The 23,388-nt window shown below is 55.4% G+C and carries 26 protein-coding genes; 12 read left to right on the top strand and 14 right to left on the bottom strand.

What is annotated here, in order from left to right:
• Positions 1–3: 3 nt before the first annotated feature.
• Complete coding sequence (locus BMW97_RS05260) at positions 4–1,476, top strand: sensor domain-containing diguanylate cyclase (RefSeq protein WP_045910610.1); 1,473 nt, start codon at positions 4–6, stop codon at positions 1,474–1,476.
• 285 nt (positions 1,477–1,761) lie between these two features.
• Complete coding sequence (locus tag BMW97_RS05255; RefSeq protein ID WP_008500746.1) at positions 1,762–2,010, top strand: GlsB/YeaQ/YmgE family stress response membrane protein; 249 nt, start codon at positions 1,762–1,764, stop codon at positions 2,008–2,010.
• Positions 2,011–2,139: 129 nt separating this feature from the next.
• Here BMW97_RS05255 and BMW97_RS05250 read toward each other — a convergent pair whose 3' ends face one another.
• Complete coding sequence (locus tag BMW97_RS05250; protein WP_014883431.1) at positions 2,140–2,238, bottom strand: YoaK family small membrane protein; 99 nt, start codon at positions 2,236–2,238, stop codon at positions 2,140–2,142.
• Between the two features lie 45 nt (positions 2,239–2,283).
• Positions 2,284–3,312 carry a sensor domain-containing diguanylate cyclase gene (locus tag BMW97_RS05245; RefSeq protein WP_032664129.1) on the bottom strand — a complete coding sequence of 343 codons (1,029 nt, stop codon included), beginning with the start codon at positions 3,310–3,312 and terminating at the stop codon, positions 2,284–2,286.
• Between the two features lie 309 nt (positions 3,313–3,621).
• On the opposite strand from BMW97_RS05245, the gene BMW97_RS05240 reads away from it, so the two are divergent.
• Positions 3,622–3,876 carry a putative hemolysin gene (locus tag BMW97_RS05240; protein WP_045910230.1) on the top strand — a complete coding sequence of 85 codons (255 nt, stop codon included), beginning with the start codon at positions 3,622–3,624 and terminating at the stop codon, positions 3,874–3,876.
• An 80-nt stretch (positions 3,877–3,956) separates the two neighbouring features.
• On the top strand, positions 3,957–4,262 hold the full coding sequence (locus BMW97_RS05235) for a nuclear transport factor 2 family protein (RefSeq protein WP_045910231.1): 306 nt from the start codon (positions 3,957–3,959) through the stop codon (positions 4,260–4,262).
• Here BMW97_RS05235 and BMW97_RS05230 read toward each other — a convergent pair whose 3' ends face one another.
• Positions 4,263–4,607 (bottom strand): DUF488 domain-containing protein, encoded by a 345-nt coding sequence (locus BMW97_RS05230; protein WP_045910232.1) that lies wholly within the window; start codon positions 4,605–4,607, stop codon positions 4,263–4,265. It lies immediately after the preceding gene.
• Positions 4,608–4,708: 101 nt separating this feature from the next.
• Here BMW97_RS05230 and BMW97_RS05225 point away from each other — a divergent pair, with 101 nt between their 5' ends.
• A complete protein-coding gene (locus BMW97_RS05225; RefSeq protein ID WP_045910233.1) occupies positions 4,709–5,416 on the top strand; it encodes a CTP synthase C-terminal region-related (seleno)protein in 708 nt (235 codons plus the stop codon).
• Positions 5,417–5,447: 31 nt separating this feature from the next.
• On the opposite strand, the gene BMW97_RS05220 is transcribed toward BMW97_RS05225, so the two are convergent.
• A complete protein-coding gene (locus BMW97_RS05220; protein ID WP_045910234.1) occupies positions 5,448–6,635 on the bottom strand; it encodes a CynX/NimT family MFS transporter in 1,188 nt (395 codons plus the stop codon).
• Between the two features lie 99 nt (positions 6,636–6,734).
• Here BMW97_RS05220 and BMW97_RS05215 point away from each other — a divergent pair, with 99 nt between their 5' ends.
• Positions 6,735–7,526, top strand: coding sequence for an AraC family transcriptional regulator (locus tag BMW97_RS05215; RefSeq protein ID WP_045910235.1), 792 nt, complete (start codon positions 6,735–6,737; stop codon positions 7,524–7,526).
• Here the strand turns inward: BMW97_RS05215 and BMW97_RS05210 are convergent.
• Entirely contained in the window at positions 7,510–7,956 is a 447-nt protein-coding gene (locus BMW97_RS05210) for a DUF441 domain-containing protein (RefSeq protein WP_008500737.1), read from the bottom strand. The two genes, BMW97_RS05215 and BMW97_RS05210, sit on opposite strands and share 17 nt — an antisense overlap.
• Before the next feature lie 145 nt (positions 7,957–8,101).
• On the opposite strand from BMW97_RS05210, the gene yoaI reads away from it, so the two are divergent.
• The gene (gene yoaI / locus BMW97_RS05205) at positions 8,102–8,206 is read left to right on the top strand and encodes a small membrane protein YoaI (RefSeq protein WP_010430055.1); all 105 of its coding nucleotides are present in this window, start codon (positions 8,102–8,104) and stop codon (positions 8,204–8,206) included.
• Positions 8,207–8,226: 20 nt separating this feature from the next.
• Here the strand turns inward: yoaI and BMW97_RS05200 are convergent, their stop codons facing one another.
• The 3 genes from BMW97_RS05200 to yeaG form a co-directional block, all read right to left on the bottom strand.
• A complete protein-coding gene (locus BMW97_RS05200; protein WP_008500735.1) occupies positions 8,227–8,727 on the bottom strand; it encodes a YbaK/prolyl-tRNA synthetase associated domain-containing protein in 501 nt (166 codons plus the stop codon).
• Between the two features lie 99 nt (positions 8,728–8,826).
• Positions 8,827–10,110, bottom strand: coding sequence for a YeaH/YhbH family protein (locus BMW97_RS05195; RefSeq protein WP_032651499.1), 1,284 nt, complete (start codon positions 10,108–10,110; stop codon positions 8,827–8,829).
• 74 nt (positions 10,111–10,184) lie between these two features.
• The gene (gene yeaG / locus BMW97_RS05190) at positions 10,185–12,119 is read right to left on the bottom strand and encodes a protein kinase YeaG (RefSeq protein WP_008500713.1); all 1,935 of its coding nucleotides are present in this window, start codon (positions 12,117–12,119) and stop codon (positions 10,185–10,187) included.
• Between the two features lie 430 nt (positions 12,120–12,549).
• On the opposite strand from yeaG, the gene BMW97_RS05185 reads away from it, so the two are divergent.
• On the top strand, positions 12,550–13,296 hold the full coding sequence (locus tag BMW97_RS05185) for a MipA/OmpV family protein (protein WP_045910236.1): 747 nt from the start codon (positions 12,550–12,552) through the stop codon (positions 13,294–13,296).
• Between the two features lie 78 nt (positions 13,297–13,374).
• Here BMW97_RS05185 and BMW97_RS05180 read toward each other — a convergent pair whose 3' ends face one another.
• Together BMW97_RS05180 and gapA are read right to left on the bottom strand one after the other, a co-directional pair.
• A complete protein-coding gene (locus BMW97_RS05180) occupies positions 13,375–14,259 on the bottom strand; it encodes a D-hexose-6-phosphate mutarotase (RefSeq protein WP_045910237.1) in 885 nt (294 codons plus the stop codon).
• A gap of 72 nt (positions 14,260–14,331) precedes the next feature.
• Positions 14,332–15,327, bottom strand: a complete 996-nt coding sequence (gapA, locus tag BMW97_RS05175; protein WP_006809136.1) for a glyceraldehyde-3-phosphate dehydrogenase — start codon at positions 15,325–15,327, stop codon at positions 14,332–14,334.
• Between the two features lie 341 nt (positions 15,328–15,668).
• On the opposite strand from gapA, the gene msrB reads away from it, so the two are divergent.
• Together msrB and BMW97_RS05165 are read left to right on the top strand one after the other, a co-directional pair.
• On the top strand, positions 15,669–16,082 hold the full coding sequence (msrB, locus tag BMW97_RS05170) for a peptide-methionine (R)-S-oxide reductase MsrB (RefSeq protein ID WP_008500710.1): 414 nt from the start codon (positions 15,669–15,671) through the stop codon (positions 16,080–16,082).
• Positions 16,083–16,123: 41 nt separating this feature from the next.
• On the top strand, positions 16,124–16,396 hold the full coding sequence (locus BMW97_RS05165; protein WP_023327144.1) for a YeaC family protein: 273 nt from the start codon (positions 16,124–16,126) through the stop codon (positions 16,394–16,396).
• A 51-nt stretch (positions 16,397–16,447) separates the two neighbouring features.
• Here BMW97_RS05165 and BMW97_RS05160 read toward each other — a convergent pair whose 3' ends face one another.
• From BMW97_RS05160 to sppA, 4 genes are all read right to left on the bottom strand, one after another.
• Positions 16,448–17,701: a chitinase ChiD gene (locus tag BMW97_RS05160; RefSeq protein ID WP_045910238.1), complete on the bottom strand. Its 1,254-nt coding sequence runs from the start codon at positions 17,699–17,701 to the stop codon at positions 16,448–16,450.
• A gap of 220 nt (positions 17,702–17,921) precedes the next feature.
• Entirely contained in the window at positions 17,922–18,563 is a 642-nt protein-coding gene (pncA, locus tag BMW97_RS05155) for a bifunctional nicotinamidase/pyrazinamidase (protein ID WP_023327146.1), read from the bottom strand.
• Between the two features lie 9 nt (positions 18,564–18,572).
• Positions 18,573–19,589, bottom strand: coding sequence for an asparaginase (gene ansA / locus BMW97_RS05150; protein ID WP_008500705.1), 1,017 nt, complete (start codon positions 19,587–19,589; stop codon positions 18,573–18,575).
• A gap of 63 nt (positions 19,590–19,652) precedes the next feature.
• Positions 19,653–21,509 (bottom strand): signal peptide peptidase SppA, encoded by a 1,857-nt coding sequence (gene sppA / locus BMW97_RS05145; protein WP_045910239.1) that lies wholly within the window; start codon positions 21,507–21,509, stop codon positions 19,653–19,655.
• Between the two features lie 167 nt (positions 21,510–21,676).
• Here sppA and BMW97_RS05140 point away from each other — a divergent pair, with 167 nt between their 5' ends.
• Positions 21,677–22,228: an NAD(P)H nitroreductase gene (locus tag BMW97_RS05140; protein WP_045910240.1), complete on the top strand. Its 552-nt coding sequence runs from the start codon at positions 21,677–21,679 to the stop codon at positions 22,226–22,228.
• 116 nt (positions 22,229–22,344) lie between these two features.
• The gene (gene selD / locus BMW97_RS05130; RefSeq protein ID WP_008500702.1) at positions 22,345–23,388 is read left to right on the top strand and encodes a selenide, water dikinase SelD; all 1,044 of its coding nucleotides are present in this window, start codon (positions 22,345–22,347) and stop codon (positions 23,386–23,388) included.

Genomic DNA, 23,388 nt, shown 5'->3' with positions numbered 1-23,388 from the left:
CTCGTGCATGTGAAAAATACTTTTTACACAACAACCATTACCGTCATCATTGTCTCATTGATCATCTCGCTGGCGCTTGCTGTCCAAATTGCCACGTCCAGACAGCAGTCAATCCAGCAAATTAATACCAGCGTCGCTAACCTGAGCCATACCCTTGATGTCTATACTGAAGGGATCATGCGCCAGAGTGAAATGTTAATTACTACCGTTTCCGACATAATCGAAATTTATGGCATGACCCCGCAGCAGGCGACCAATATTCAGCACATGATCAATAATCAGGATAACCTTCTTACCCAGATTAATAATGTGGTTGTTTACAATGCTCAGGGCGATATCTTTACCGCGCTGCATGAAACTTTTACGGGGCCACGCAAAGGCTCGGACAGAGAGTTTTTTATCTATCACAAAGAAAATAAAAATCAGGCGATTTTTATTGGGGAACCGGTGGTAAGCAGAACCAATGGCAAATGGGTTATCACCATCAGCCGGCGCCTTGAAACCCAGACCGGGGCATTTAACGGTGTGGTGGTGGTGACGCTGGGTATCGAAAATTTTCTGGCGCTCTACGGGCAGATTAATATCGGTCACTCGGGCGTCATCGGCTTAACGACGCAATCAGGCGTGCTGCTGGTCCGGTATCCCTTTAAAAATACCTATATCGGCACGATTGTTTCTGATTCACCACTCTTCAGGAAATATCTCAAGGTACAAAATACGGGGATAGCCAGCTCCATCTCGCGGTTTGATAAAATCGAGCGCATTTATGCCTATGAGAAAAACAGACGCTACGGACTGGTCACCACCGTGGCGGTTAGCATTGATGAAGCCCTTGCCCCCTGGCGCAAGCAGGCGATTCAGCTGGCGGTACTCATTTTCGTGTTCACGGCGATACTCATCGTCGCGTCATACTTCCTCTATTCCGACCTGTCCCGTAAAACACGGGATAACAAAGCGCTGAAGATTATTGCCTCAGAAGATGCGTTGACCGGGCTGTACAATCGCCGCGTCTTTGATGAAAAAATCCTCTCGGACATCGCTCTGTGTGCCGCGCATGACGCACCGATTTCGATACTGATCGTGGACGTGGACTACTTCAAAAAATACAACGATAACTACGGCCATCCGGAAGGGGATCGGTGTCTGGCTATGCTTGGAAACAGCCTCAGGGAGAGCCTTACCCGTGATAATCAGCTTGTGGCGCGATACGGCGGAGAGGAGTTTGCGCTGATATTGCCGGATACGGATATTCAGGAGGCGCTTCGTCTGGCCCAGACGATTATTCGCAATGTGTTCTCGCTGCAAATCGCTCATGCCTTTAGCCCCTTCGGCCGGGTGACGGTAAGCGTCGGGATTTCAACCGCCCGTGCCGTCGACATCGCGGGCAGCCAGCAAAATATCATTATTGCCGCAGACCAGGCCCTCTATCAGGCGAAACGCGCGGGACGTAACCGGTACGCGTTTGTTGGGGTATGAGCTAAAAAAAAAGCCCACTCAGGAGTGGGCAAGAAATACTGGAAGCAATGTGAGCAATGTCGTACTGAATACCTGAGTGTTTCTCTCAACTATTCAGTGTTGAGAAAGATAATCTTTCTCAACAAAAGTTGCAACCCCACAGTTTATGTGGCCCGTTCTTTTTGTTGATGAAAAATGACGCACTCTCTCACTGTGATGCTTATCACAAATTTCCTTTCTGGAATCCTGTGCTATTCTTTTTTGTGTCGTTGATTTAATGACAAAAACCATACAGAGAGGAAAGTTATGGGAATTTTATCCTGGATTATCTTTGGGCTTATTGCGGGTATTCTGGCGAAGTGGATCATGCCGGGCAAAGATGGCGGTGGGTTTATCGTCACCGTAATACTGGGTATTGTCGGCGCGGTAGTCGGCGGCTGGATCAGTACGCTGTTCGGTTTTGGCAAGGTCGATGGCTTTAACTTCGGCAGTTTCGCCGTCGCGGTGATCGGTGCGCTGGTTGTGCTGTTTATCTACAGAAAGATCAAAAGCTAAGTTCTGAAAGCGTTGAAAAAGGCTGCCAGATGGCGGCCTTTTTACGTATTGGGTTTACCACCAGCCAAGCTGCGTGCCGGCAAACGCTGCAATGGCAACGATCAGCATAATGACGGTTGTCTTCCGCATTTATGCCCCCGGCGCCGCGTAGCCGCCAACAAAAAACCACGCTAAAAAAACCACCGCCGTTATAAATATAACGACCGGGAAGAGGATCCCTATTCTCATACCATCACCTGTTTCGGTTTCTGTAACGCCGTAGAGTGTACGGGGTTAATCCATAGTGAGAAAGCGTGTTTTGCTTTTTCCTTTCTTATCCTGATACATCGCTACATCCGCAGCGCGTAACGCGCTGTCAGGATCGGTTGCGGCAGGGTCCACTTCGATCACGCCGAAGCTGGCGCCCGGATAAATAATATGAACGCTGCCGAGCCAGTATTCGCCGGCGATGCAGGCGCTGAGGCGCGTTTTGAGCAGCGTAAGCTGCGCGTTATCCCCGTCCTGGTGGGGCTGGCTCAGCGACGCGACCAGAAATTCATCCCCGCCCAGACGACCGATAATATCGTCCTGCTGTTTCTCTTCGGTCAAACGCTTGCCCACTTCTATCAGGAACTGGTCGCCAGCCTCGTGGCCGTAACGATCGTTAATCAGCTTGAAATCATCCAGATCGATAAACGCGATGATGGCGTTACGCTTCAGGTGCCGGGCCAGAGAAAAGAGGGTAGTCAGATCTTCAAAAATGGCGCGACGGTTGGGTAAACCGGTAAGGGCATCCGTATAAGAGTGCGCGATGAGGGCCGCATTGGCTTCGCGAAGCTGGGTCACCAGCGACTCTTTCTGAATGGACTGGGCAATCAGCCCGGCGAAGAGCTTCAGCACCTGTTCAGCGCGCTCGCTCAGCGGCTTTCTGGCCGTGCTGGTGGCGCAGAGCGTTCCGTAAAGTGAACCATCGGCAAGATGGACAGGAATACTCATGTAGGTGGTAATGCCAAGTGCTTTTGCGGCTTCACACTCGGGCCAACGTTCAGGCACGTCATTGCTGAACATCGTGTCACTATCCAGCGCGCGTTTGCACAGCGTCTCATCCCATGGGACGCTCAGCCCCTCCGGGATCGTCATCTGTTTGCTGTTGCGGGCGTAGAGGATGTGCTGCAGCCGCGCCTCGATATCCACCTTCGTCAGGTAGGTCGACTCCATGTCGGTGACAATTTCCAGCATCTCCAGCAGCTGGCGAACGAGGCTTTCAAGGGATTGCTCGGTGGCAAGGGTTTCTGAAACGCGAGCGAGGATAAGGTCCGACATGACGTAGAATGACTCCCAGGCAGAAGACGTCTGCATCTGCATGTTATGCTGAGTTTTTAGGCTTCAGGCATAGTAAAACATGAATACAGAAAATTTAATATATGCAGGAAGCGGGGAGCAGGCGAGAAAAAAAGCCCCGTTGTTGAGACCGGGGCAAAGACATCTTGATTACGGAATGATGTTCTCTGGTCATATCGAGAACATGCCACACTATAGTGCTGAAAAGTGCAGTTAAAATGGAGAAATCATGGAGAACGCGGCGATGACCCGTTACCCTTAGGGTGTAATGATGTCAAAAGGATCAATGAGATGAGATTTCTGCTTCTGACGCTGGCGCTTCCCCTGGCCGCCTGCACCGCAAAAACCACGCCACCCGATGCGCCGAAACCGCCGCACGTTATCGGTATGGCGAACCCGGCCTCCGTCTACTGCCTGGAGAAAGGCGGGGAACAGATCCCGGTTCAAAGCCCGCAGGGCGTTCGCACCGAGTGCAAATTACCGGGCGGGGAAGTGATCGATGAATGGACGCTCTATCGTCGCGATCATCCGCAACCCACCAGGTGACAGACGGATACCGCCTGCGATACACTTCTCTTTAGGATTAATCTTAGCCAGTATCTGGCGTTCGTTTCCGCGAGAGAAGTATGTTTCAGTTAAAACCGGGCAGCATGGCGATGATCGTGGGTGCCCGCACGGCGTCAGGCCGTCGCAATATTGGTAAATCTGTTGAGCTGTTTGGCCTTTGCCAGCCTGGCCTGCGCTTCGTTAACCCGGTCAACGGCGTGATGACGCAATTACCCACTACCGCAGATCGCGCACTTTGGCTGGTGACGGGTGATGTCTACGCCTTCGATAATCAGCACGGCTTTGCGTTTGTCCGCGCCGAACATCTGATGCCGCTCACCCCGGATGAAGCGCCGCAAATTCTGGATGAACTGACGATCGGCTGATCACAGATGGCGCAGCCAGTCGGCTAAGACCAGGGCGTGATTTTGCTCCGTGTTTTTGGCAGCAAAGAGCAGGGTGACGGTCTGCCTGCGCGCCAGCGTCGCCAGACGCGCGCCCTCGTCAGCCTGCTGCGCCAGCTCTTCCCGATAGGCCTGGCTGAAGGCGGTGAAATCAATCGTTTCGCTATGAAAGGCCTTGCGTAGTTCCGTTGAGGGCGCGAGCGCTTTACACCATTTGTCATACACAAGGTCCGTTTTCTTAACGCCGCGCGGCCACAGCCTGTCCACCAGTACCCGATAGCCGTCATCAGAGCCTGCCTGTTCGTAGACCCGTTTGCACTGAATCATGATTTCACCCTCCCAATTTAAGGTATTGTGATAATTGCAAAAGATCGGTAGTCTGAGGTTCCTTATGTTATCTGATAATACTCTGGCATAAGGAACCTTTCATGGAACACCTCCCGGTTAAAACGACGCTGCGCATTGCGCTGGTTGGCGATTATAATCCCAATGTTATTGCGCATCAGGCGATCCCGCTGGCCATTGACGACGCCGCCGCAGTGCTTGACCTCACCGCCGATTACGACTGGCTGGCCACGACGGAGCTGACAAGCTCTGAAGATCTGGTGGGCTACGATGCCATCTGGCTGGTTCCTGCCAGCCCCTACAAAAACACCGAGGCCGCTTTTATTGCCGCGCGCTACGCCCGTGAAAACAGCATCCCGTTCCTGGGCACCTGCGGCGGGTTCCAGCATGCGCTGATTGAGTATGCCCGAAACGTGCTGGGCTGGGCTGATGCGGCACACGCTGAGACGGATACCGAAGGTACCATGGTGATTGCGCCGCTGACCTGCTCGCTGGTGGAAAAAACCGATGCGATTGAACTGCGCAGGAATACATTAATTGCCAAAGCGTACGGCAAGCCGGAAATTGAAGAGGGATATCACTGTAACTATGGCGTGTCTCCAGCGTTTGCACAGGCGCTGGAGAGCGGTGATATGCATGTGACGGGCTGGGACGATCAGGGTGAAATCCGTGCCGCGGAACTGGTCACGCACCCGTTCTTCGTGATCACCTTATTCCAGCACGAGCGTGCTGCGCTGGAAGGACGTCCGGTCGTGCTGGTACAGGCGATGCTGCGCGCGGCGCGCGGGTAAAAAAGGCAGACCCAAGGGGCTGCCACACTGTTTAACGGGGCGCGATCTCCCGGTCTCGCCCGGCTAAGATGCCGCAGAGGGCCATAATCACGGCGGCCAGCGCGCAGCCCAAGAGCGTGATCCGCCAGTCTCCCGCGCTATCGTGAATTTTCCCCATTAGCGGAGGGCCGCAGGCGGCGAGCAGATAGCCAATCGACTGCGCCATGCCGGACAACGCTGCCGCCTGGTGTGCAGTGCTGGCGCGCAGACCGATAAACGTCAGGCCGAGGATCATCGTTGCCCCTGTGCCAAAGCCAAACACCAGCGTCCACATCACCGCCATGCCCGGCATAAACCATAATCCCGCCGCGCTTATCGCGCACATCAGCGCCACCGCGCCTGCGATCGCCCGCTGGTCTTTCAGACGGTGGAGGATCAGCGGAACGGCGAGTCCCGGCACGGCCGTGGCCAGCTGCAACAGACCGTGCACCGAGCCAGCCTGCGCTTCGCTGTAGCCGTGGCTCAGCAGTATTGCCGGCAGCCAGCCGATGATGACGTAGTAAATCAGCGAGTTTATCCCCAAAAAGAGCGTGACCTGCCAGGCGAGGGCCGAGCGCCAGATCGCGCGGTTATGCAGCGCGCCTGCGCCCGTTACCGTTGCGACGTGTTTCTGACGCCACTGCGGCAGCCAGAGCAGCAATGCGACCAGCGGAAACGCCATAAGCATCAGCAGCGCGCCATGCCAGCCCGCACTCCCTTGTGCCAGGGGAACGATCATCGCTGAGCCAAACGCCGCCGAGACGCCCATCGTCAGGGAATAGGCGCCGGTGAGCTTCGCCACCTGGCCCGGAAAATCACGCTTAATTAATCCGGGTAACAGCACGTTCCCGAGCGCAATACCGCACCCGACGATCGCCGTTCCGGTGAAAAGCAAAGCGGCGGAGGGCAGCGAGCGAACGGCAATCCCGGCGCAAATCAGCAGCAGGGCGATAAACAGGCTGCGCTCCATGCCGATACGCCGGGCAACGCCTGCGGCGAGCGGCGAGACGAGGGCGAAAGCCAGCAGGGGCAGGGTGGTCAGCAGACCGGTTTGTGCCGTGCTTAAGCCATAATCAAGACGAATGGTATCAAGCAGCGGCGCTGCGCCGGTGAAGGTGACGCGAAGCGTAGTGGCAATCATCAGGATGCCTGCAATCAACAGCGCGCCGTGTTTTCCTGAGGTGCGAATAGCAGTAGTCATTATGTTCTCATACGTTCAAGCGAGCGGACACAATACCGATTTTCTCAGCGGTTGAAATCAGGCTAAAATGACAGTTTATCGCTAATATCGGACAAACTGATGATTGGTCTGGGACTGGAAGGCTACGATCCAGATAGCCAGCACGATGCGGCCGTCGCATTTCGCATTCAGGTGGTGGCGGAGGAACAGTATATTCCCCGGCATCATCACCGTAAGGGGCAGTTGATTCTGGCCCTCGGCGGCGCAATCACCTGTGAAGTGGAAAATGCGATGCTGATGGTGCCGCCTCAGTATGCCGTCTGGATCCCCGGCCAGATGCCGCACAGCAACAGGGCCACGCCGGGCGCGCAGCTCTGCTTTTTGTTTATTGAGCCGGGGGCCGTCAGCCTGCCCGAGCGCTGCTGTACCCTGAAAATCTCCCCTCTGGTGCGGGAGCTGATTTTATCGCTGGCGGAAAAATCACGTGAGCAGCTCTCTCTTGCGACCACGTCTCGCCTGGTGGACGTGCTGTTTGACGAGCTACCGCTCCAGCGTCAGGAACATCTGCAGCTGCCCGTGTCGCCCCATCCCAAAATCAGGCTGATGAGCGAGAAGATGGCGGAGGAGCCCGCCGCCTGGCAGACGCTAACGCAGTGGGCGAGCCACTTCGCCATGAGCGAGCGCAATCTGGCGCGGCTGGTGGTGAAAGAGACCGGCTTAAGCTTTCGCCGCTGGCGCCACCAGCTGCAGCTGATTGTGGCATTACAGCACCTGATCGGCGGGAAATCGGTACAGCAGGTGGCTCAGTCACTGGGCTATGACTCGACCACCGCGTTTATCACCATGTTCAGAAAGGGGCTGGGCCAGACGCCGGCGCGTTATATGGCCAGCCTGACTACGACTTCCCAATAAACAGCGAGACAAGGCCAGCCGCAATCAGCGGGCCGACCGGCACGCCGCGAAAGAGCGCCACGCCCAGCACGGTGCCCACCAGCAGACCCGCCACCAGCGAGGGCTGGCTGCTCATCAGCGTGACGCCGCGACCGCCCAGCCACGACACAAAAATCCCCACCGCGATCGCCACCAGCGATTTCCAGTTTACAAACGAGTGCAGCAGCGTTGAGGCGGGAAGGGTACCGCTGGCAATCGGCGCCATCACCCCAATGGTTAAGATGATAATCCCGATGGTGAGGCCTTGTTTTTCTATCCACGGGAAAAAGGTATTTAACGGGGTCACGCGCACAATAATCAGCACCAGAATCGAGATGGCGACGGTAGTGTTATGGCTGATAAAGCCGAGCGCGGCGAGTGCCAGAAGAATGAGCAGAGTAGGGTCAAACATAGGGAATCCTTGCCAGAAAAATTGTTCTGTTTACTGTACGCGCAAACGCGGCAGAGAACAGGGTTAAAAAGATTTTGTCGTTGTCATAACCTTGTCATTTACGCGGATTAAAACGAAAGCAGATATCGCAAAAGGGGGCGCCATCATGAACGATCACATGTTTGTGGAAACGCTGATTATCTCCTCATCGTTTTTCGCTATTGCCGTTATTCTCGTTGCCTCCGTGCTGTTTCTGGAACGAAAAGGCTGACAGGGCGTCAGCCATCGCAGTTACGCTTTATGGAAGGTGACGAGCTCAGGACGGGCGATGCGCAGATAATCCTGGGTATCCATAATCACGGATTTCTCCAGCAGGCCGGCGTTAAACGCGATTTCGTCAAAGCGCTCGAACAGCAGCGGGTCGGCAACCAGTGCCAGGTCAGGATGAAAGCTAAAGGGCGGGATAGCGCCGAAAACGCAGGCGGTCAGGGCATCGACTTCGGCCGGGCTGGCGAGGGAGGCCTTTAGCCCGCCAAAATGGCTGGCAAGCTGGCTCAGGTCAGCCTGCAGGTCGGCGGCCAGAATCGCCAGAACGTGTTTTTTCACGCCGTTTCCCTTCACCTTGCAGACCAGGGCTTTGGCGCCTTGCCGCAGATCGGTTCCGCGAATTTCACTTACCGCTTCACATTTCCCGACCGCCTCATGCTCCATGACGCGAAAACGCGCGCCCTGCTCGGTAAGTAAGGTAATGAGCTGCTGGTGGGTTCCTGTTCCAATAACGTCGTCAGTCATAACGATTTTCCCGGTGATAATCCAGTATGCAGCCTTCTACATTAGCACGGGATGAACAGGGTCGAAAGAAAACAGCCAGCGGGTTCGCTGGCTGTGGGTTTATGCGTTGCTGGTAGCTGACTGCTTGTGGAACAGCTCCCTGAACACCGGATAAATGTCATCCTGGTCACGGATATGCTGCATGGCGAAATTATCGAACATCGCCTGCAGATGCTCATACTCCCGCCACAGGGTCTGGTGTGCGCGACGGGTGATTTCGATATAGCTGTAGTAACGCACGACCGGCAGAATTTTCTTCGCCAGGATCTCGTGACACAGCGGCGAGTCGTCGGCCCAGTTATCGCCATCCGACGCCTGCGCGGCATAAATGTTCCACTGCGCCGGGTCGTAGCGCTCTTTGACCACTTCATCCATCAGCTTCAGCGCGCTCGAGACGATGGTGCCCCCGGTCTCCTGCGAGTAGAAGAACTCATGTTCATCCACCTCCTTCGCCTGGGTGTGGTGGCGGATATAGACCACCTCCACGTTCTTATAGGTTCTGCTCAGGAACAAATAGAGCAGGATATAAAAACGCTTCGCCATATCTTTGGTGGCCTGATCCATCGAGCCGGACACGTCCATGAGACAGAACATCACCGCCTGGCTGGAGGGCTCAGGGCGTTTTTCGTAGTTCTTGTAGCGCAGGTCGAAGGTGTCGATAAACGGTACCCGTTCGATCTTCGCCCTCAGCTCTGCAATCTCTTTACGCAGGCGCTCCTCTTCCAGCAGTTGCGCCGGTTCCGTGTTTTCCACCACCTTCAGGCTACTCTCCAGCTCGCGCAGTTCGCGACGTTTGCCTGCCGTCATGGCCGTGCGTCGCGCCAGCGAATTCTGCAACGAACGCACGACGCTGATGTTGGCGGGCACGCCGTTGGCGGTATAACCCGCGCGGTGGGTTTTATATTCATTAAGCTGACGATGCTGATTCTTTTTCAGATTCGGCAGCGCCAGGTCTTCGAACAGCAGGTCGAGATATTCATCTTTCGAAATCTGGAAGACAAATTCGTCCTGGCCTTCACCGTCCTGGCTGGCCTGTCCCTGACCGCTTCCTGAACCACCGCCGCCGCCCTGAGGGCGCTCAATTCTGTCGTTCTGAACGAAGTGGTCATTACCTGGGTGTACGCGATGGCGCAGGCCGCCTCGCCCCTGATGAAACATCGGTTCGCTGATGTCATCGGTGGGGATGGAGACAGACTCGCCGCTGTCGACGTCGGTCACCGAGCGTTTGTTGATGGCCTCGGAGATAGACTGTTTAATTTGCGCTTTATAACGACGCAAGAAGCGCTGGCGGTTCACCGTGCTCTTGTTTTTGCCGTTAAGACGCCGGTCAATAAACCAGGTCATATACCCCCCGTACTGCATTTGCCAACTTGCATTTTGTAGGCCCGGCAGGCGCTAACCGCCGCCGGGCACTTGTTTTAAGACGATTTACGCACGCGCAGGTACCATTCGCAGAGCAGGCGGACCTGTTTGCGGGTGTAGCCTTTTTCCATCATACGGTCGACAAAATCGTCGTGTTTTTTCTGTTCATCGGTTGAGGTTTTGGCGTTAAACGAGATCACCGGCAGCAGCTCTTCGGTATTGGAGAACATTTTCTTCTCAATGACCGTGCGCAGTTTCTCGTAGCTGGTCCAGTTCGGATTGCGCCCGTTGTTATGCGCTCTGGCGCGCAGGACGAAGTTCACAATCTCGTTACGGAAGTCTTTCGGGTTGCTGATCCCGGCTGGCTTCTCGATTTTTTCCAGCTCCGCGTTCAGGGATTCACGGTCAAACAGCTGGCCGGTATCCGGGTCACGGTACTCCTGATCCTGGATCCAGAAGTCAGCGTAGGTGACATAACGGTCGAAAATGTTCTGCCCGTACTCTGAATAGGATTCCAGGTAGGCCGTCTGGATCTCTTTGCCAATGAACTCGGCGTATTTCGGGATCAGGTAACCTTTCAGGAACTCAAGGTAGCGTTCAGCCTGCTCCTGCGGGAACTGTTCGCGTTCAATTTGCTGCTCCAGTACATAGAACAGATGCACCGGGTTGGCCGCCACTTCCGCATGGTCGAAGTTAAAGACGCGGGAGAGGATCTTAAACGCGAAGCGCGTGGACAGACCGTTCATCCCTTCATCGACCCCGGCGTAGTCGCGGTATTCCTGATACGATTTCGCTTTCGGATCGGTATCCTTCAGGCTCTCACCGTCATACACGCGCATTTTCGAGTAGATGCTGGAGTTTTCCGGCTCTTTCAGGCGCGAAAGGATGGAGAAGCGTGACAGCGTTTCCAGGGTGCCCGGCGCGCACGGCGCATGCACCAGCTCACTGTGGTTAAGCAGTTTCTCGTAAATTTTGATCTCTTCGGAGATCCGCAGGCAATAAGGCACCTTGACGATGTACACGCGGTCAAGGAAGGCCTCATTGTTCTTGTTATTACGGAAAGTCACCCATTCAGATTCGTTCGAGTGGGCAAGAATGATCCCGTTAAACGGCAGGGCAGAGATACCTTCCGTCCCGTTGTAGTTTCCTTCCTGAGTCGCCGTCAGCAGCGGATGCAGCACCTTGATGGGCGCTTTAAACATCTCGACGAATTCCATAATCCCCTGGTTAGCCCGGCACAGTGCACCCGAGTAACCGTAGGCATCCGGGTCGTTTTGCGCGAAGTTTTCCAGCTTGCGGATGTCGACCTTACCGACCAGCGCCGAAATATCCTGGTTGTTCTCATCACCGGGTTCCGTTTTGGCGATGGCGATCTGTTCCAGGATCGACGGCCAGACTTTCACCACGCGGAATTTGGTGATGTCGCCACCAAATTCGTGCAGGCGTTTGGCCGCCCACGGCGACATGATGGTGCCGAGGTAGCGACGCGGGATGCCGTACTCTTTATCCAGAATCTGCGCATCTTCCTGCGGATTGAACAAGCACAGCGGATGGTCATTCACCGGGCTGCGCTCGCCGTTGGCGCTCAGCACATAGATAGGCACGCGCTGCATCAGCGACTTCAGGCGTTCCGCCAGCGAGGATTTACCGCCGCCCACGGGGCCGAGTAAATAGAGGATCTGTTTCTTCTCTTCCAGACCCTGAGCGGCATGCTTCAGGTAGGAGACAATCTGTTCGATGGCATCTTCCATACCATAGAACTCTTCAAACGCCGGGTATCGGGCGACCACCCGATTCGAAAAGAGACGGGAAAGCCGGGGTTCCAGGGCAGTGTCAACCATGTTTGGCTCACCAATAGCCATTAATAGCCGTTCTGCCGCATTGGCATAGGCACTGCGATCTTGCCGACAGATGGTAAGAAACTCCTGCAGTGTGAACTCTTCGTCCTTGGCAGCTTCATAGCGCTGGCGATAGTGATCGAATATATTCATGGCATGCCGTCCTTTCGTTTTTTAGCACAGGATAAGAGCCGTTCGTATGAGTAGTGGAGGCTCCCGGAAGAGAATCTCTCGCACCTCACTGCCAGAGCAGCAACCTGTGTGCCAGGTCAGACGCTAAGAACCGCAGGTGTTCAGGAAAACTCTTCTTAAATTAAAGCGTAGATGGCATTTGCAAAACTTGCATGCCCATAAAATCTACTTTCAATGACATATCAATAACTCATCCAAAAATTTCCACTCTGGTAATAAGGCAAAAGCACGTTTTTCATTCAGCGTTCATGTAAATGAAAGCAGGTTGTCATCTGATAAGTTAAAAATAATGGGTTAATCGGACTGATTAGCAGGCAAAAAATTTTGGGATGTACGGGAATGGCGGTTACACTTCACCCGCTGATTATTTGACTACAGGAAAGAATGGATTGTGACCAAACTCAAACTTCTGGCATTAGGCATCCTTGCCGCGACCGCAGTAAGCACCGCACAGGCGGAAAGTCAGTGGACGGTTGGCGCGGGTGTTGGCGTCATTAACAGCCCGTACAAACAGTATGACCGTGATGTTTACCCTGTTCCCGTTATCACCTATGAAGGGGATAACGTCTGGTTCCGTGGGCTCGGCGGCGGCTACTATCTGTGGAACGATACGGCCGATAAGCTCTCCATCATGGCCTACTACGATCCGACGCACTTCAAGCCGGGTGACAGCGACAGCCACGCGCTTCGCCAGCTCGACAAGCGTAAAAGCTCGATGATGGCCGGCCTCTCTTATGTGCATAACACCCAGTATGGCTTCCTGCGTACGGCCCTGGCAGGCGATACGCTGGATAACAGCAACGGTTTTATCTGGGACCTGGCGTGGTTGTACCGCTATACCAACGGTGCTTTGACTCTGACCCCGGGGATTGGTGTGCAGTACAACAGCGAGAACTACAACGACTACTATTATGGCGTCTCTAAAAACGAGTCCCGTCGTAGCGGTCTGAAGAGTTACAGCGCAGATGACGGCTGGGATCCGTACCTGGAGCTGACCGCGAGCTATAACTTCCTCGGCGACTGGAGCGTGTACGGTACTGGCCGTTATGAGCGTCTGAGCGATGAAGTGAAGGATAGCCCGATGGTCGACAAGTCCTGGGCAGGCATCTTCTCTGTCGGTGTGACCTACAAGTTCTGATTGTGCACTAAAAGTGTGCAATTGATGCATTAAAACGGGGCGCATGCGCCCCGTTTGCTTTAGTGTGGTGCAGTGAAATTATCGCTTAACAATGCGGATCGTCTGCCCTAAACGAGATGGCTTTTCTTCACTCGCTTTCTGCGGGGTGGTCACGCAGGCGGTTTCCACGCAGACGAACGTTTTATAACCGTCGTCAGGCACGTCGGCCATGCTGACAGACAGCGCCGGACCCGGGTTCCAGCCCACCACGTTGCTATGGTGGTGATGTACCACCTCAATGCCGCGGTTCAGGGCACCGTCGTGGATCACGCTGCATGCTTCCGGATGCAGATAGACGCGGTCGGTACGGTCAGGAAACGCCTGAACGCCGTCACTCAGCTTCCCTTCTTTGGCGTCATCGACTTTGTCGATAAAGGTATCGCCAAGGCCGCTCACCTTCACTGCGCTGATGTCACCCACGTTGAAATAGGTGTGCAGGGCGGAGGTGGTTTCGAACTCGCCATGGGCTTCCAGTTCGATTTCACAGGTTTTACCCAGCTTAAAGCGGGCGTACAGGGTGAAATCATGCGGCCAGAGGGCACGAGTTTCGTCATTAGCCTGCAGCTCAAAGGTCAGCACGGCGCCGTTGTCGTCTTCGTTATGCGCTTTCAGGGTCCACTGCTGGTTACGGGCAAAACCGTGAGAAGGCAAACCCGGCTGTGCGGACGGGCCGAACCACGGCCAGCAGATCGGTACGCCGCCGCGAATCGCCGCCCCTTTTTTGAAAGAGGTCGCATCGCTCAGCCACAATCCCTCAGCTTCCCCTTCGGGTTTCCAGGAGAGCAGGTGGGCACCGTTCAGCGCCACGGAGGCCTTAACGCGTGGATGGTCAACGACGATAACGTCAGCACCGTCAATCTGGCGGCGGGAGAGCACAGGGGTAAGTTGTTCGACTACCGGAAGTGCAAAAATTTTATTAATCATTCAGCAATCCTCTGTCTTATAAATAAAAAAGGCGACCGAAGTCGCCTTTTTGGATCAAACACTCATCTCAACTTATTTGGAGATGTGAGCGATCAGGTCCAGTACTTTGTTAGAGTAGCCGGTTTCGTTGTCGTACCAGGATACCAGTTTAACGAAGTTGTCGTTCAGTGCGATACCTGCTTTAGCATCGAACACGGAAGTGCACACTTCGCCGTTGAAATCGGTAGAAACAACGTCGTCTTCGGTGTAACCCAGAACGCCTTTCATTGGGCCTTCGGAAGCAGCTTTGATTGCTTTCTTAATTTCTTCATAAGAAGCAGCTTTTTCCAGACGAACGGTCAGGTCAACAACGGATACGTTAGGAGTTGGAACGCGGAACGCCATACCAGTCAGTTTGCCATTCAGTTCTGGCAGTACTTTACCTACAGCTTTAGCCGCACCGGTAGAGGATGGGATGATGTTCTGAGCCGCGCCACGGCCGCCGCGCCAGTCTTTGTGAGACGGGCCATCAACGGTTTTCTGAGTAGCGGTGGTTGCGTGAACGGTAGTCATCAGACCTTCGATGATGCCGAAGTTGTCGTTGATAACTTTAGCCAGCGGTGCCAGGCAGTTGGTGGTGCAGGATGCGTTAGACACGATATCCTGGCCAGCGTAAGTTTCGAAGTTTGCACCACGAACGAACATTGGGGTGTTGTCTTTGGAAGGACCAGTCAGAACAACTTTCTTCGCACCCGCAGTGATGTGTTTACGTGCAGTTTCGTCGGTCAGGAAGATACCGGTTGCTTCAGCAACAACGTCAACACCAATTTCGTTCCATTTCAGGTTAGCTGGGTCTTTCTCAGCAGTAACGCGGATGGTTTTGCCATTTACAACCAGGTGGCCGTCTTTCACTTCAACGGTGCCGTCGAAACGACCGTGAGTTGAGTCGTACTTCAGCATGTACGCCATGTATTCAGCGTCCAGGAGATCGTTGATACCAACGATTTCGATGTCAGAACGTTTCTGAGCAGCACGGAAAACAATACGGCCGATACGGCCAAAACCGTTGATACCTACTTTGATAGTCATATATTCCACCAGCTATTTGTTAGTGAATAAAAGGTTGCCTGTAAAATTACAAAAACCTTACGCAGCGTCAAGCGGAATCGTGTCAATCATTGCGACAAATCAATCCTGTGACTAACGTTTGTGCGACTGACTCGCCTCACTTTCCCTTTGAGCTTGCAACCACATGGGGGCTGCGCCCGGAATTTTAAAGTCCTCGCAGGATAAAAATGTGAATGTGATCACAATTGCCTGACCGCCTTTTCGCGACACATAAGTTTAGATCAAAAGTGCACGCAAGGGTGTTAATGTTTTGTTAGAATGCGGGGTAAAAGATGTCTGTTTCTACAGCGAGATGTAAGCATATGTCGAACCAACGTAACCCTGACGATTTGAAAAAAAACCTCACAGAAATGCAGTTTTACGTGACGCAGAACCACGGAACGGAACCCCCGTTCACCGGGCGTTTACTGCACAACAAGCGGGACGGTGTCTACCACTGCCTGGTCTGTGATGCCCCGCTGTTTAATTCACAAACGAAATTTGATTCGGGCTGCGGCTGGCCGAGCTTTTACGAGCCGGTGAGCGATGAGGCTATCCGCTATCTGACCGACTCGTCGCACGGTATGGTGCGCACCGAAATTCGCTGCGGCAACTGCGATGCGCACCTTGGCCACGTCTTCCCGGATGGCCCTCAGCCAACGGGCGAGCGTTTCTGCGTGAATTCAGCCTCAATGAGCTTCACTGACGACGAAAACGGCGACCAGATCAAGGGTTGAAAAAACGATTCAGCAAATTATTCCTTCGAAAGGGCGGGATTGTGAATATTGAAGACATGATTAGCGGGATGACGCCGGAAATTTATCAGCGTCTGGTCACCGCCGTAGAGCTGGGAAAATGGCCCGATGGCGTCGCGCTGACCCCGGAGCAGAAAGAGAACAGCCTGCAGCTGGTGATGCTGTGGCAGGCGCGCAACAACACTGACGCGCAGCACATGACGATCGACACCCGTGGTCAGATGGTGATGAAGAGCAAGCGTGAGCTGAAAGAGGACTTCGGTATCACGCCGAAGCCGATTGCGACTTTCAAATAAGGCTCTCCCTGTAGGCCGGGTAAGCGCTAGCGCCACCCGGCACACTACACCTTAGTGTGGGATCCCGAGCGACGCCGCCAGCTGCTTCGCTAACTGGTTTTCGTCATCCGCGCCGTACTCCCAGAACATCGCTCCGGCGAGCCCTTTCTCTTTGATGTAGTCCGCTTTGATCGCCACGGATCGCGGGTTCTCATACGAAATCGCAAACAGCGCGCTGCCATCGGCACCTTTCACCGAGAGCCACGGCACCTTTGCCTGGTCGTCCCAGTGTTCGGTAAAGCGTTTCTGCGGATCGTTCAGCAGCTTTTTGACGATATCGTTGTACTTCACGTAGGTATCTTTGGTCAGGTCATAGCCGAGTGACTTGAATAACCCAATCTCCTGCGACCCGAAGTAGGGCTGAGTGGCCGGGTTTTTTTGCGCATCGGGTTTCGTCCAGTCAATGCCCGGCTCCACGGCGCGTTTCGGTACGCGGCCATAGAAACCAATCCCGAGATTCATCTGCTGCGGCTTGAGTCCGGTGGCCAGATAGTTGTTCACCACAAAATCGACGCTGTATTTGTCCGCGGCGGCCACCGTCGGCCAGGCGCTGGAGTCATACAGGTTGGCATTGAAGTACTGCGTGCCGTACGCCATGTCGTAGGTCATCAGGTTGATGTAGTCGAGCAGAGGCGCAATGGCTTTCACATCCACCCAGCTTTTCGGACTTTCCGCATTCGCGCCTACCGCAATGGTCACCAGCTTTTTATGCCCGAACGCGTCGCGCATCTCCTTCAGCAGGGCGGTAAAGTTATCCCGGTCGGCGGGCTGGCTTGCCACCAGCCCCCAGGCGCCGTTGACCGGATATTCCCAGTCGAGATCGATCCCGTCCAGACCATATTTTTCGACAATCTCCTGTGCGGAGCGGATGAACACCGCGCGGCTCTCTTGGGTTGCCGCTGCGCCAGAGAAGCCACGCGCGCCCCAGCCGCCGACGGAGAGCAGGACCTTAAGATTTGGGTTTTGCTTACGCAGAGTGGGGATTAAGGCCAGATCGGACGCCACTTTTGGCGATAGCCAGATTTGATGCAGCTTCGCCGGATCTTTCAGCGCGGCGTTGGTTTCGTCTTTTTCGTCGTTATAGACCAGACCAAACGAGTAGTTCAGGTGGGTGATCTGGCGAACGTCCAGTTTATTGATATCGCCACCCGGTCCGGCGGTGACATCGCCACCCCCGTTAAAGTAGCCCACGGACATCAGGGAACTGGCGGAGGCAACTGACGCGCAAAGCAAGGGTAATGCTGCCAGCAAGGGCAAACGTTTCATACAAGTTCCTCTTTGACTAAATAAAATTAACCACGCCACGGAAAAGGCGTGGCGAAAAAACAGCCTGAAGAGAATAGCATTGCCGCTTCGCTGAGGTTGCGAGGGAGTTCACTTTATGGGAGATCGGAGGGGGTTTGCCGGGTGGCGCTGACGCTTACCCGGCCTACAAAACCAAAGAAGTAGGCCGGGTAAGGCGCAGCCGCCACCCGGCTTAAAAGGCCTAAGCCTGCGTTTCCAGCCAGTCTTCGAGCGTATACAGCGTCGCGCCTTCCGCAGCCATATCCATAAACGCCTGGGCGCTGTCCTGCGGGTGAATGTTCACCCCGCGGCAGCCGTCGGTGATGACGCTGACGGTGTAGCCTAACTGAAGCGCATCCAGCACGGTGAACTTCACGCAGTAGTCCGTTGCCAGCCCCAGCACAATCAGCTCCGTGATTTCGTGGTGACGTAACCACGCATCGAGAGCGGTTTTCTGACGATGCCCGTTATCAAAAAACGCGCTATAGCTGTCGATAGCCGGGTTTTCGCCTTTGTGGAACACCGCATCGATGGCCTTTTGATTCAGGAGCGGATGCAGCGCCGCGCCTTCCGTCTGCTGTACGCAGTGATCCGGCCAGAAGGTTTGCGCCAGCCCGTCGAGTTCACCCTGGGTGAACGGTTCGACGTTGTGCTGGCTGGCAAAGCTGCCGTGATTTGCCGGGTGCCAGTCCTGGCTTGCGACAACCGCTTCACCGCGGGCTTTGCACCAGTCAATCAGCGTGTTGGCCACGTCAACGGTGCTGTCACCTTCGGCGACGGCCAGCGCACCGCCCGCGCAGAAATCATTTTGCAAATCGACCAGGAGCAGGGCGCGTTGCTTCATGAGACCTCCTTATTCGTCAGGCGTCAGTTCGCCGCGCAGGTTTTGCATCATCGCGCTGCGAATGGACTGAATGTCCAGATCCTGACTCAGTAAATAGTGAAGTTTAGTCAGCGTTGCCTCAACGGTCATATCGAAACCGCTGATCACCCCCGCATGCGCCAGCGCGTTGCCGGTGGCATAGCCGCCCATATTCACTTTACCGGACATACACTGGGTCAGGTTCACCACCACAATTCCACGCTCGCTGGCTTCCTGAAGCTCTTTCAGGAATTCACCGTTCTGCGGCGCATTGCCCACGCCGTAGGAGCGCAGGATCAGCGCCTTCACCGGCTGGCGCAGGAAGTTACGCACCACGTCCGCAGAGATACCCGGATAGATGGTGACCACGCCAATCGGTTGCGGAGTAATCGGATGAACAATCAGCTCGCCCGCGGTGTTCGGCGCAGGAGGGGTTCCCAGACGACGGATATGAATACCGGCCTCCAGCAGCGGCTGCAGGTTAGGTGAGGCAAAGGCGTCAAAGCCGTCGGCGTGGGCTTTGGTGGTGCGGTTACCGCGATACAGACGGTTGTTAAAGAACAACGACACTTCGTTAATCGGGTAATTCGCCGCCACGTACAGGGAGTTCAGCAGGTTGATCTGCCCGTCGGAGCGCAGTTCCGCCAGCGGAATTTGCGACCCGGTGACGATAACCGGCTTGCTCAGGTTCTCCAGCATGAAGGAGAGCGCCGAGGCGGTAAACGCCATAGTGTCGGTACCGTGCAGGATCACGAAGCCGTCGTACTGGTCGTAATGGGCTTTAATGTCATCCGCGATGTGCTGCCAGTCTTCCGGCGTCATGTCGGAGGAGTCCATCAGCGGCTCGTATTCGTGGATGGTAAAGTCAGGCATTTCCGGACGGTGGAATTCGGGCATCAGCGCAAGCTGACGCTGAAGGTGGCCGGAGACGGGGATATAGCCGTTTTCGGAGCGCTGCATACCGATGGTACCGCCAGTGTAGGCTACATAAATCGATTTCTTCTGCATGGTAGTGAGTTCTTGTTCTTCAAAAGAAAAAAATCCCCTCTTCGCGGGAAGAGGGGACGGTTTTTAACGGACGTTCGCGCAGGTCAGGCAAAACGCGTAACGACTCTGTGGATCGTTAAAGGCCGCAAGCTTATCGCTTTCCGCCTTCATCGCTTTTGCCGCCGTGGCGACCGGCGCAGGCAGGTAAGCCTGCAGCGCCTCCGGCAGCATGGCGCGTACCGAGCCGGACATGCTGTCCATGACCATATCGAAGAACGACGGTTCGTCCTGGTAATACTCGATATGCCACTGCTTCAGCTTCGCCAGTTCGGCGGCTTTCTTCACCGCGTCATCGAAGTCACCCAGGCTGTCCACCAGTCCGTTGCTCTTCGCATCCTGACCGGTCCAGACGTGGCCCTGTGCAATCTGGTCGATCTGCTCAGGCGTCTTTTTACGCGAGTCTGCGACCAGGGTGATAAAGCGTTTATAGCCGTTCTCAATGCTGAGCTGCATCATCTCAGAGACTTCCGGCGGCAGGGATTTGGTCACCGAGACATCCGCCAGCGGAGAAGTCGCTACGCCGTCGGTATGCACGCCCAGAGAATCCAGGCTGTTCTCTACGGTGTTGATCACCCCGAAGATACCAATCGAGCCGGTCAGCGTGCTTGGGTTAGCCACGATGTAGTTGGCTGGCGTGGAGATCCAGTAACCTCCGGAGGCGGCCATTCCGCCCATTGAGACGACGACCGGCTTACCGGCGGCGCGCGCCGCGGCCAGTTCAGCGCGGATGACTTCGGAGGCGCTGACGCTACCGCCAGGGCTGTTGACCCGCAGGACAATCGCCTTCACTTTCGGATCCAGGCGCGCATCGCGGATTTGTGACGCGGTGGTATCGCCACCCACGTTCCCCGGGGTCTCCTGACCGTCCATGATCGCACCGTTGGCAAAGACCACCGCGACGCTGTCACCGTTCTCATCCGGTTTCTTCGTCGAGTAATCATACATGCTGATGGCGCTGTAATTTTTGTCCTCTTTGCTCCAGCCAAACTGTTTGCTCAGGGATTTTTCAATCTCGGCGCTGGTGCCCAGGGCATCAACCAGTTTGTTATCGAGCGCATATTTCGCGGTATCGCCGTCAACCTTACGCAGGCCTGCCAGCACGCCCTGCGCGCCAGGGAACACCTGCTCAGGCGTAATCTGACGGTTCGCGGCAACGGTGCCCAGATAGTTCTGCCACAGCTCACCAATCCAGCGGCTGTCCGCTTCGCGGGCGGCAGGGGACATATCGTCACGGATAAACGGCTCCACGGCAGATTTGTACGTACCGACGCGGAAGACGTGGGTGGTGACCTTCAGCTTATCGAGCAGCGATTTGTAGTACAGGCCGTTGGTGGCAAAGCCGTGCAGATCGACCGTACCCTGTGGGGAGAGCCAGATCTTATTGGCGAAGCTCGCCAGATAATATTGTCCCTGGCTGTAGCTGTCGCCCACGGCAATGACCGGCTTGCCGCTGTCGCGGAATTCGCGCAGCGCTTTACCGATGTACTGCATAGACGGCTGATCGCCGCCGGCAAAATCTTTCAGATCCAGCACGATGCCGGTGATGTTGCGGTCATCTTTGGCCTGACGGATGGCATCGACGATATCGAACAGGGAATTTTCCTGCAGACGGTCTGACGTGGCGCCAAACAGCTGACGGCTGATTACGCCCAGACGGTTGCTGGCTGACGGTTTATCAACGATTACGCCGGTGATATCAAGTAACAAGGCCCCGCGAGTCGAATGCTGCGCCTGATTCGCGTTGCTGATGTGCATCCAGATACCCGCGCAAACCAGAACCAGCAGGATGAAGAAGATGTTCATCACCAGGTTGCGGACGAAGTTGAGCAGTCGCCACGTCCATTTAAAGAAACCGGCAATAATTCGCCAAAGGGTTCGCATGTATTCTCCCTAACCAGAAAATGACTGTTTCCGTCGCCACTGGACGGTAATGTTGGGTTATCGTAATGACCCAACCGCCACTTGTCAGCAGGAATCGCCTGCCAGGCTGTAACAAAATCTGCCGTCGTGTTAATTTTGTGAGTAAATTTCAAGAAAGGAGTTAACCAATGGACGCACTCGAACTGCTTGTTAACCGCCGTAGCGCTTCCCGTCTGGCCGAACCTGCCCCGGCAGGCGAGCAGCTGGAGAACATTCTGCGTGCCGGCATGCGTGCCCCCGATCATGGCACACTGCAGCCGTGGCACTTCTTTGTAATTGAAGGCGAAGGACGCGATCGTTTCAGCCAACTGCTGGAGCAGGGGGCGCTGGCCGCAGGGCAGGATGAGAAGGGGATCGACAAGGCGCGTAATGCCCCGTTCCGCGCCCCGATGATCATCGCCGTCGTGGCAAAATGTCAGGCGGGCCATAAGGTGCCGGTCTGGGAGCAGGAAATGTCCGCGGGCTGTGCGGTGATGGCGATGCAAATGGCCGCCGTCGCGCAAGGCTTCAACGGTATCTGGCGCACCGGTGCGCTGACCGAAAGCCCGGCGGTCCGTGACGGTTTTGGCTGCGGTGAGCATGACAAAATTGTCGGTTTCCTCTACCTCGGCACCCCGCAGCTTAAAGCCTCCAGCACCATCAGCGTGCCGGACACCACGCCTTTCGTCAGCCGCTTCTGATAACGCACGCTAAACTGTCTGGATTCTGAGCATCTGCCGCAGAATTCAGACAGTCATACTTACCTCTTTATGGAATGAGCGCTACCATAGCGCGATTGAGATGACAGGAGACGTCCATGAGCGAGCAAACCATTCGTTTAACGCAGTACAGCCACGGAGCCGGTTGCGGTTGTAAAATTTCCCCGAAAGTGCTGGAGACCATCCTTCACAGTGAACAGGCGAAGTTTGTCGACCCGAACCTGCTTGTCGGCAATGAAACGCGCGACGATGCTGCAGTTTATGACTTAGGTAACGGCACCAGCATTATCAGTACCACCGACTTCTTTATGCCGATTGTCGACAATCCGTTCGATTTCGGGCGCATTGCGGCCACCAACGCCATCAGCGATATCTTTGCCATGGGCGGTAAGCCGATTATGGCGATCGCCATTCTGGGCTGGCCGATCAACACCATCCCGCCGGAAGTGGCTCGTGAAGTGATTGATGGCGGCCGTTTCGCCTGCCAGCAGGCAGGAATTGCGCTGGCCGGTGGTCACTCTATTGATGCGCCGGAGCCTATCTTCGGCCTGGCCGTTACCGGCGTGGTCCCGACCGAACGCGTGAAGCGCAACAGCACCGCACAGGCGGGCTGCAAGCTGTTCCTCACCAAGCCGCTGGGCATTGGCGTGCTGACCACCGCCGAGAAAAAGTCCCTGCTGAAACCGGAGCACAAAGGGCTGGCAACCGAAGTCATGTGCCAGATGAACCTCGCCGGTGCGGCGTTCGCCAATATCGACGGCGTGAAGGCAATGACCGACGTGACCGGTTTTGGTCTGCTGGGGCACCTCTCCGAAGTGTGTCAGGGCGCGGGCGTGCAGGCGCAGGTCTGGTATCAGGACGTGCCGAAGCTGCCGGGCGTGGAAGAGTACATTGCTCAGGGCGCGGTCCCGGGCGGTACCCAGCGTAACTTCGCCAGCTACGGTCACCTGATGGGCGAAATGCCAGAAGAATGGCGCAACCTGCTGTGCGATCCGCAAACCTCCGGCGGCCTGCTGCTGGCGGTCACGCCGGAATCCGAAGCCGAGGTCCAGGCCACTGCCGCCGAGTTCGGCATTACCCTGACGGCGATCGGCGAGCTGGTAACCGCGCGCGGTGGCCGACCGATGATTGAGATCCGTTAA

The sequence above is a fragment of the Enterobacter sp. NFIX58 genome, from assembly GCF_900110475.1.
GTDB lineage: Bacteria > Pseudomonadota > Gammaproteobacteria > Enterobacterales > Enterobacteriaceae > Enterobacter > Enterobacter quasiroggenkampii.
Note: the sequence above shows the minus strand (reverse complement) of the source record. Positions and strands in the feature narration are given on the sequence as shown.

Coding starts and splice junctions, on each gene's coding strand:
- BMW97_RS05255 (WP_008500746.1), top strand. CDS start 1,762: ATGGGAATTTTATCCTGGATTATCTTTGGGCTTATTGCGGGTATTCTG.
- BMW97_RS05250 (WP_014883431.1), bottom strand. CDS start 2,238: ATGAGAATAGGGATCCTCTTCCCGGTCGTTATATTTATAACGGCGGTG.
- BMW97_RS05245 (WP_032664129.1), bottom strand. CDS start 3,312: ATGTCGGACCTTATCCTCGCTCGCGTTTCAGAAACCCTTGCCACCGAG.
- BMW97_RS05240 (WP_045910230.1), top strand. CDS start 3,622: ATGAGATTTCTGCTTCTGACGCTGGCGCTTCCCCTGGCCGCCTGCACC.
- BMW97_RS05235 (WP_045910231.1), top strand. CDS start 3,957: ATGTTTCAGTTAAAACCGGGCAGCATGGCGATGATCGTGGGTGCCCGC.
- BMW97_RS05230 (WP_045910232.1), bottom strand. CDS start 4,607: ATGATTCAGTGCAAACGGGTCTACGAACAGGCAGGCTCTGATGACGGC.
- BMW97_RS05225 (WP_045910233.1), top strand. CDS start 4,709: ATGGAACACCTCCCGGTTAAAACGACGCTGCGCATTGCGCTGGTTGGC.
- BMW97_RS05220 (WP_045910234.1), bottom strand. CDS start 6,635: ATGACTACTGCTATTCGCACCTCAGGAAAACACGGCGCGCTGTTGATT.
- BMW97_RS05215 (WP_045910235.1), top strand. CDS start 6,735: ATGATTGGTCTGGGACTGGAAGGCTACGATCCAGATAGCCAGCACGAT.
- BMW97_RS05210 (WP_008500737.1), bottom strand. CDS start 7,956: ATGTTTGACCCTACTCTGCTCATTCTTCTGGCACTCGCCGCGCTCGGC.
- yoaI (WP_010430055.1), top strand. CDS start 8,102: ATGAACGATCACATGTTTGTGGAAACGCTGATTATCTCCTCATCGTTT.
- BMW97_RS05200 (WP_008500735.1), bottom strand. CDS start 8,727: ATGACTGACGACGTTATTGGAACAGGAACCCACCAGCAGCTCATTACC.
- BMW97_RS05195 (WP_032651499.1), bottom strand. CDS start 10,110: ATGACCTGGTTTATTGACCGGCGTCTTAACGGCAAAAACAAGAGCACG.
- yeaG (WP_008500713.1), bottom strand. CDS start 12,119: ATGAATATATTCGATCACTATCGCCAGCGCTATGAAGCTGCCAAGGAC.
- BMW97_RS05180 (WP_045910237.1), bottom strand. CDS start 14,259: ATGATTAATAAAATTTTTGCACTTCCGGTAGTCGAACAACTTACCCCT.
- gapA (WP_006809136.1), bottom strand. CDS start 15,327: ATGACTATCAAAGTAGGTATCAACGGTTTTGGCCGTATCGGCCGTATT.
- msrB (WP_008500710.1), top strand. CDS start 15,669: ATGTCGAACCAACGTAACCCTGACGATTTGAAAAAAAACCTCACAGAA.
- BMW97_RS05160 (WP_045910238.1), bottom strand. CDS start 17,701: ATGAAACGTTTGCCCTTGCTGGCAGCATTACCCTTGCTTTGCGCGTCA.
- pncA (WP_023327146.1), bottom strand. CDS start 18,563: ATGAAGCAACGCGCCCTGCTCCTGGTCGATTTGCAAAATGATTTCTGC.
- ansA (WP_008500705.1), bottom strand. CDS start 19,589: ATGCAGAAGAAATCGATTTATGTAGCCTACACTGGCGGTACCATCGGT.
- sppA (WP_045910239.1), bottom strand. CDS start 21,509: ATGCGAACCCTTTGGCGAATTATTGCCGGTTTCTTTAAATGGACGTGG.
- BMW97_RS05140 (WP_045910240.1), top strand. CDS start 21,677: ATGGACGCACTCGAACTGCTTGTTAACCGCCGTAGCGCTTCCCGTCTG.
- selD (WP_008500702.1), top strand. CDS start 22,345: ATGAGCGAGCAAACCATTCGTTTAACGCAGTACAGCCACGGAGCCGGT.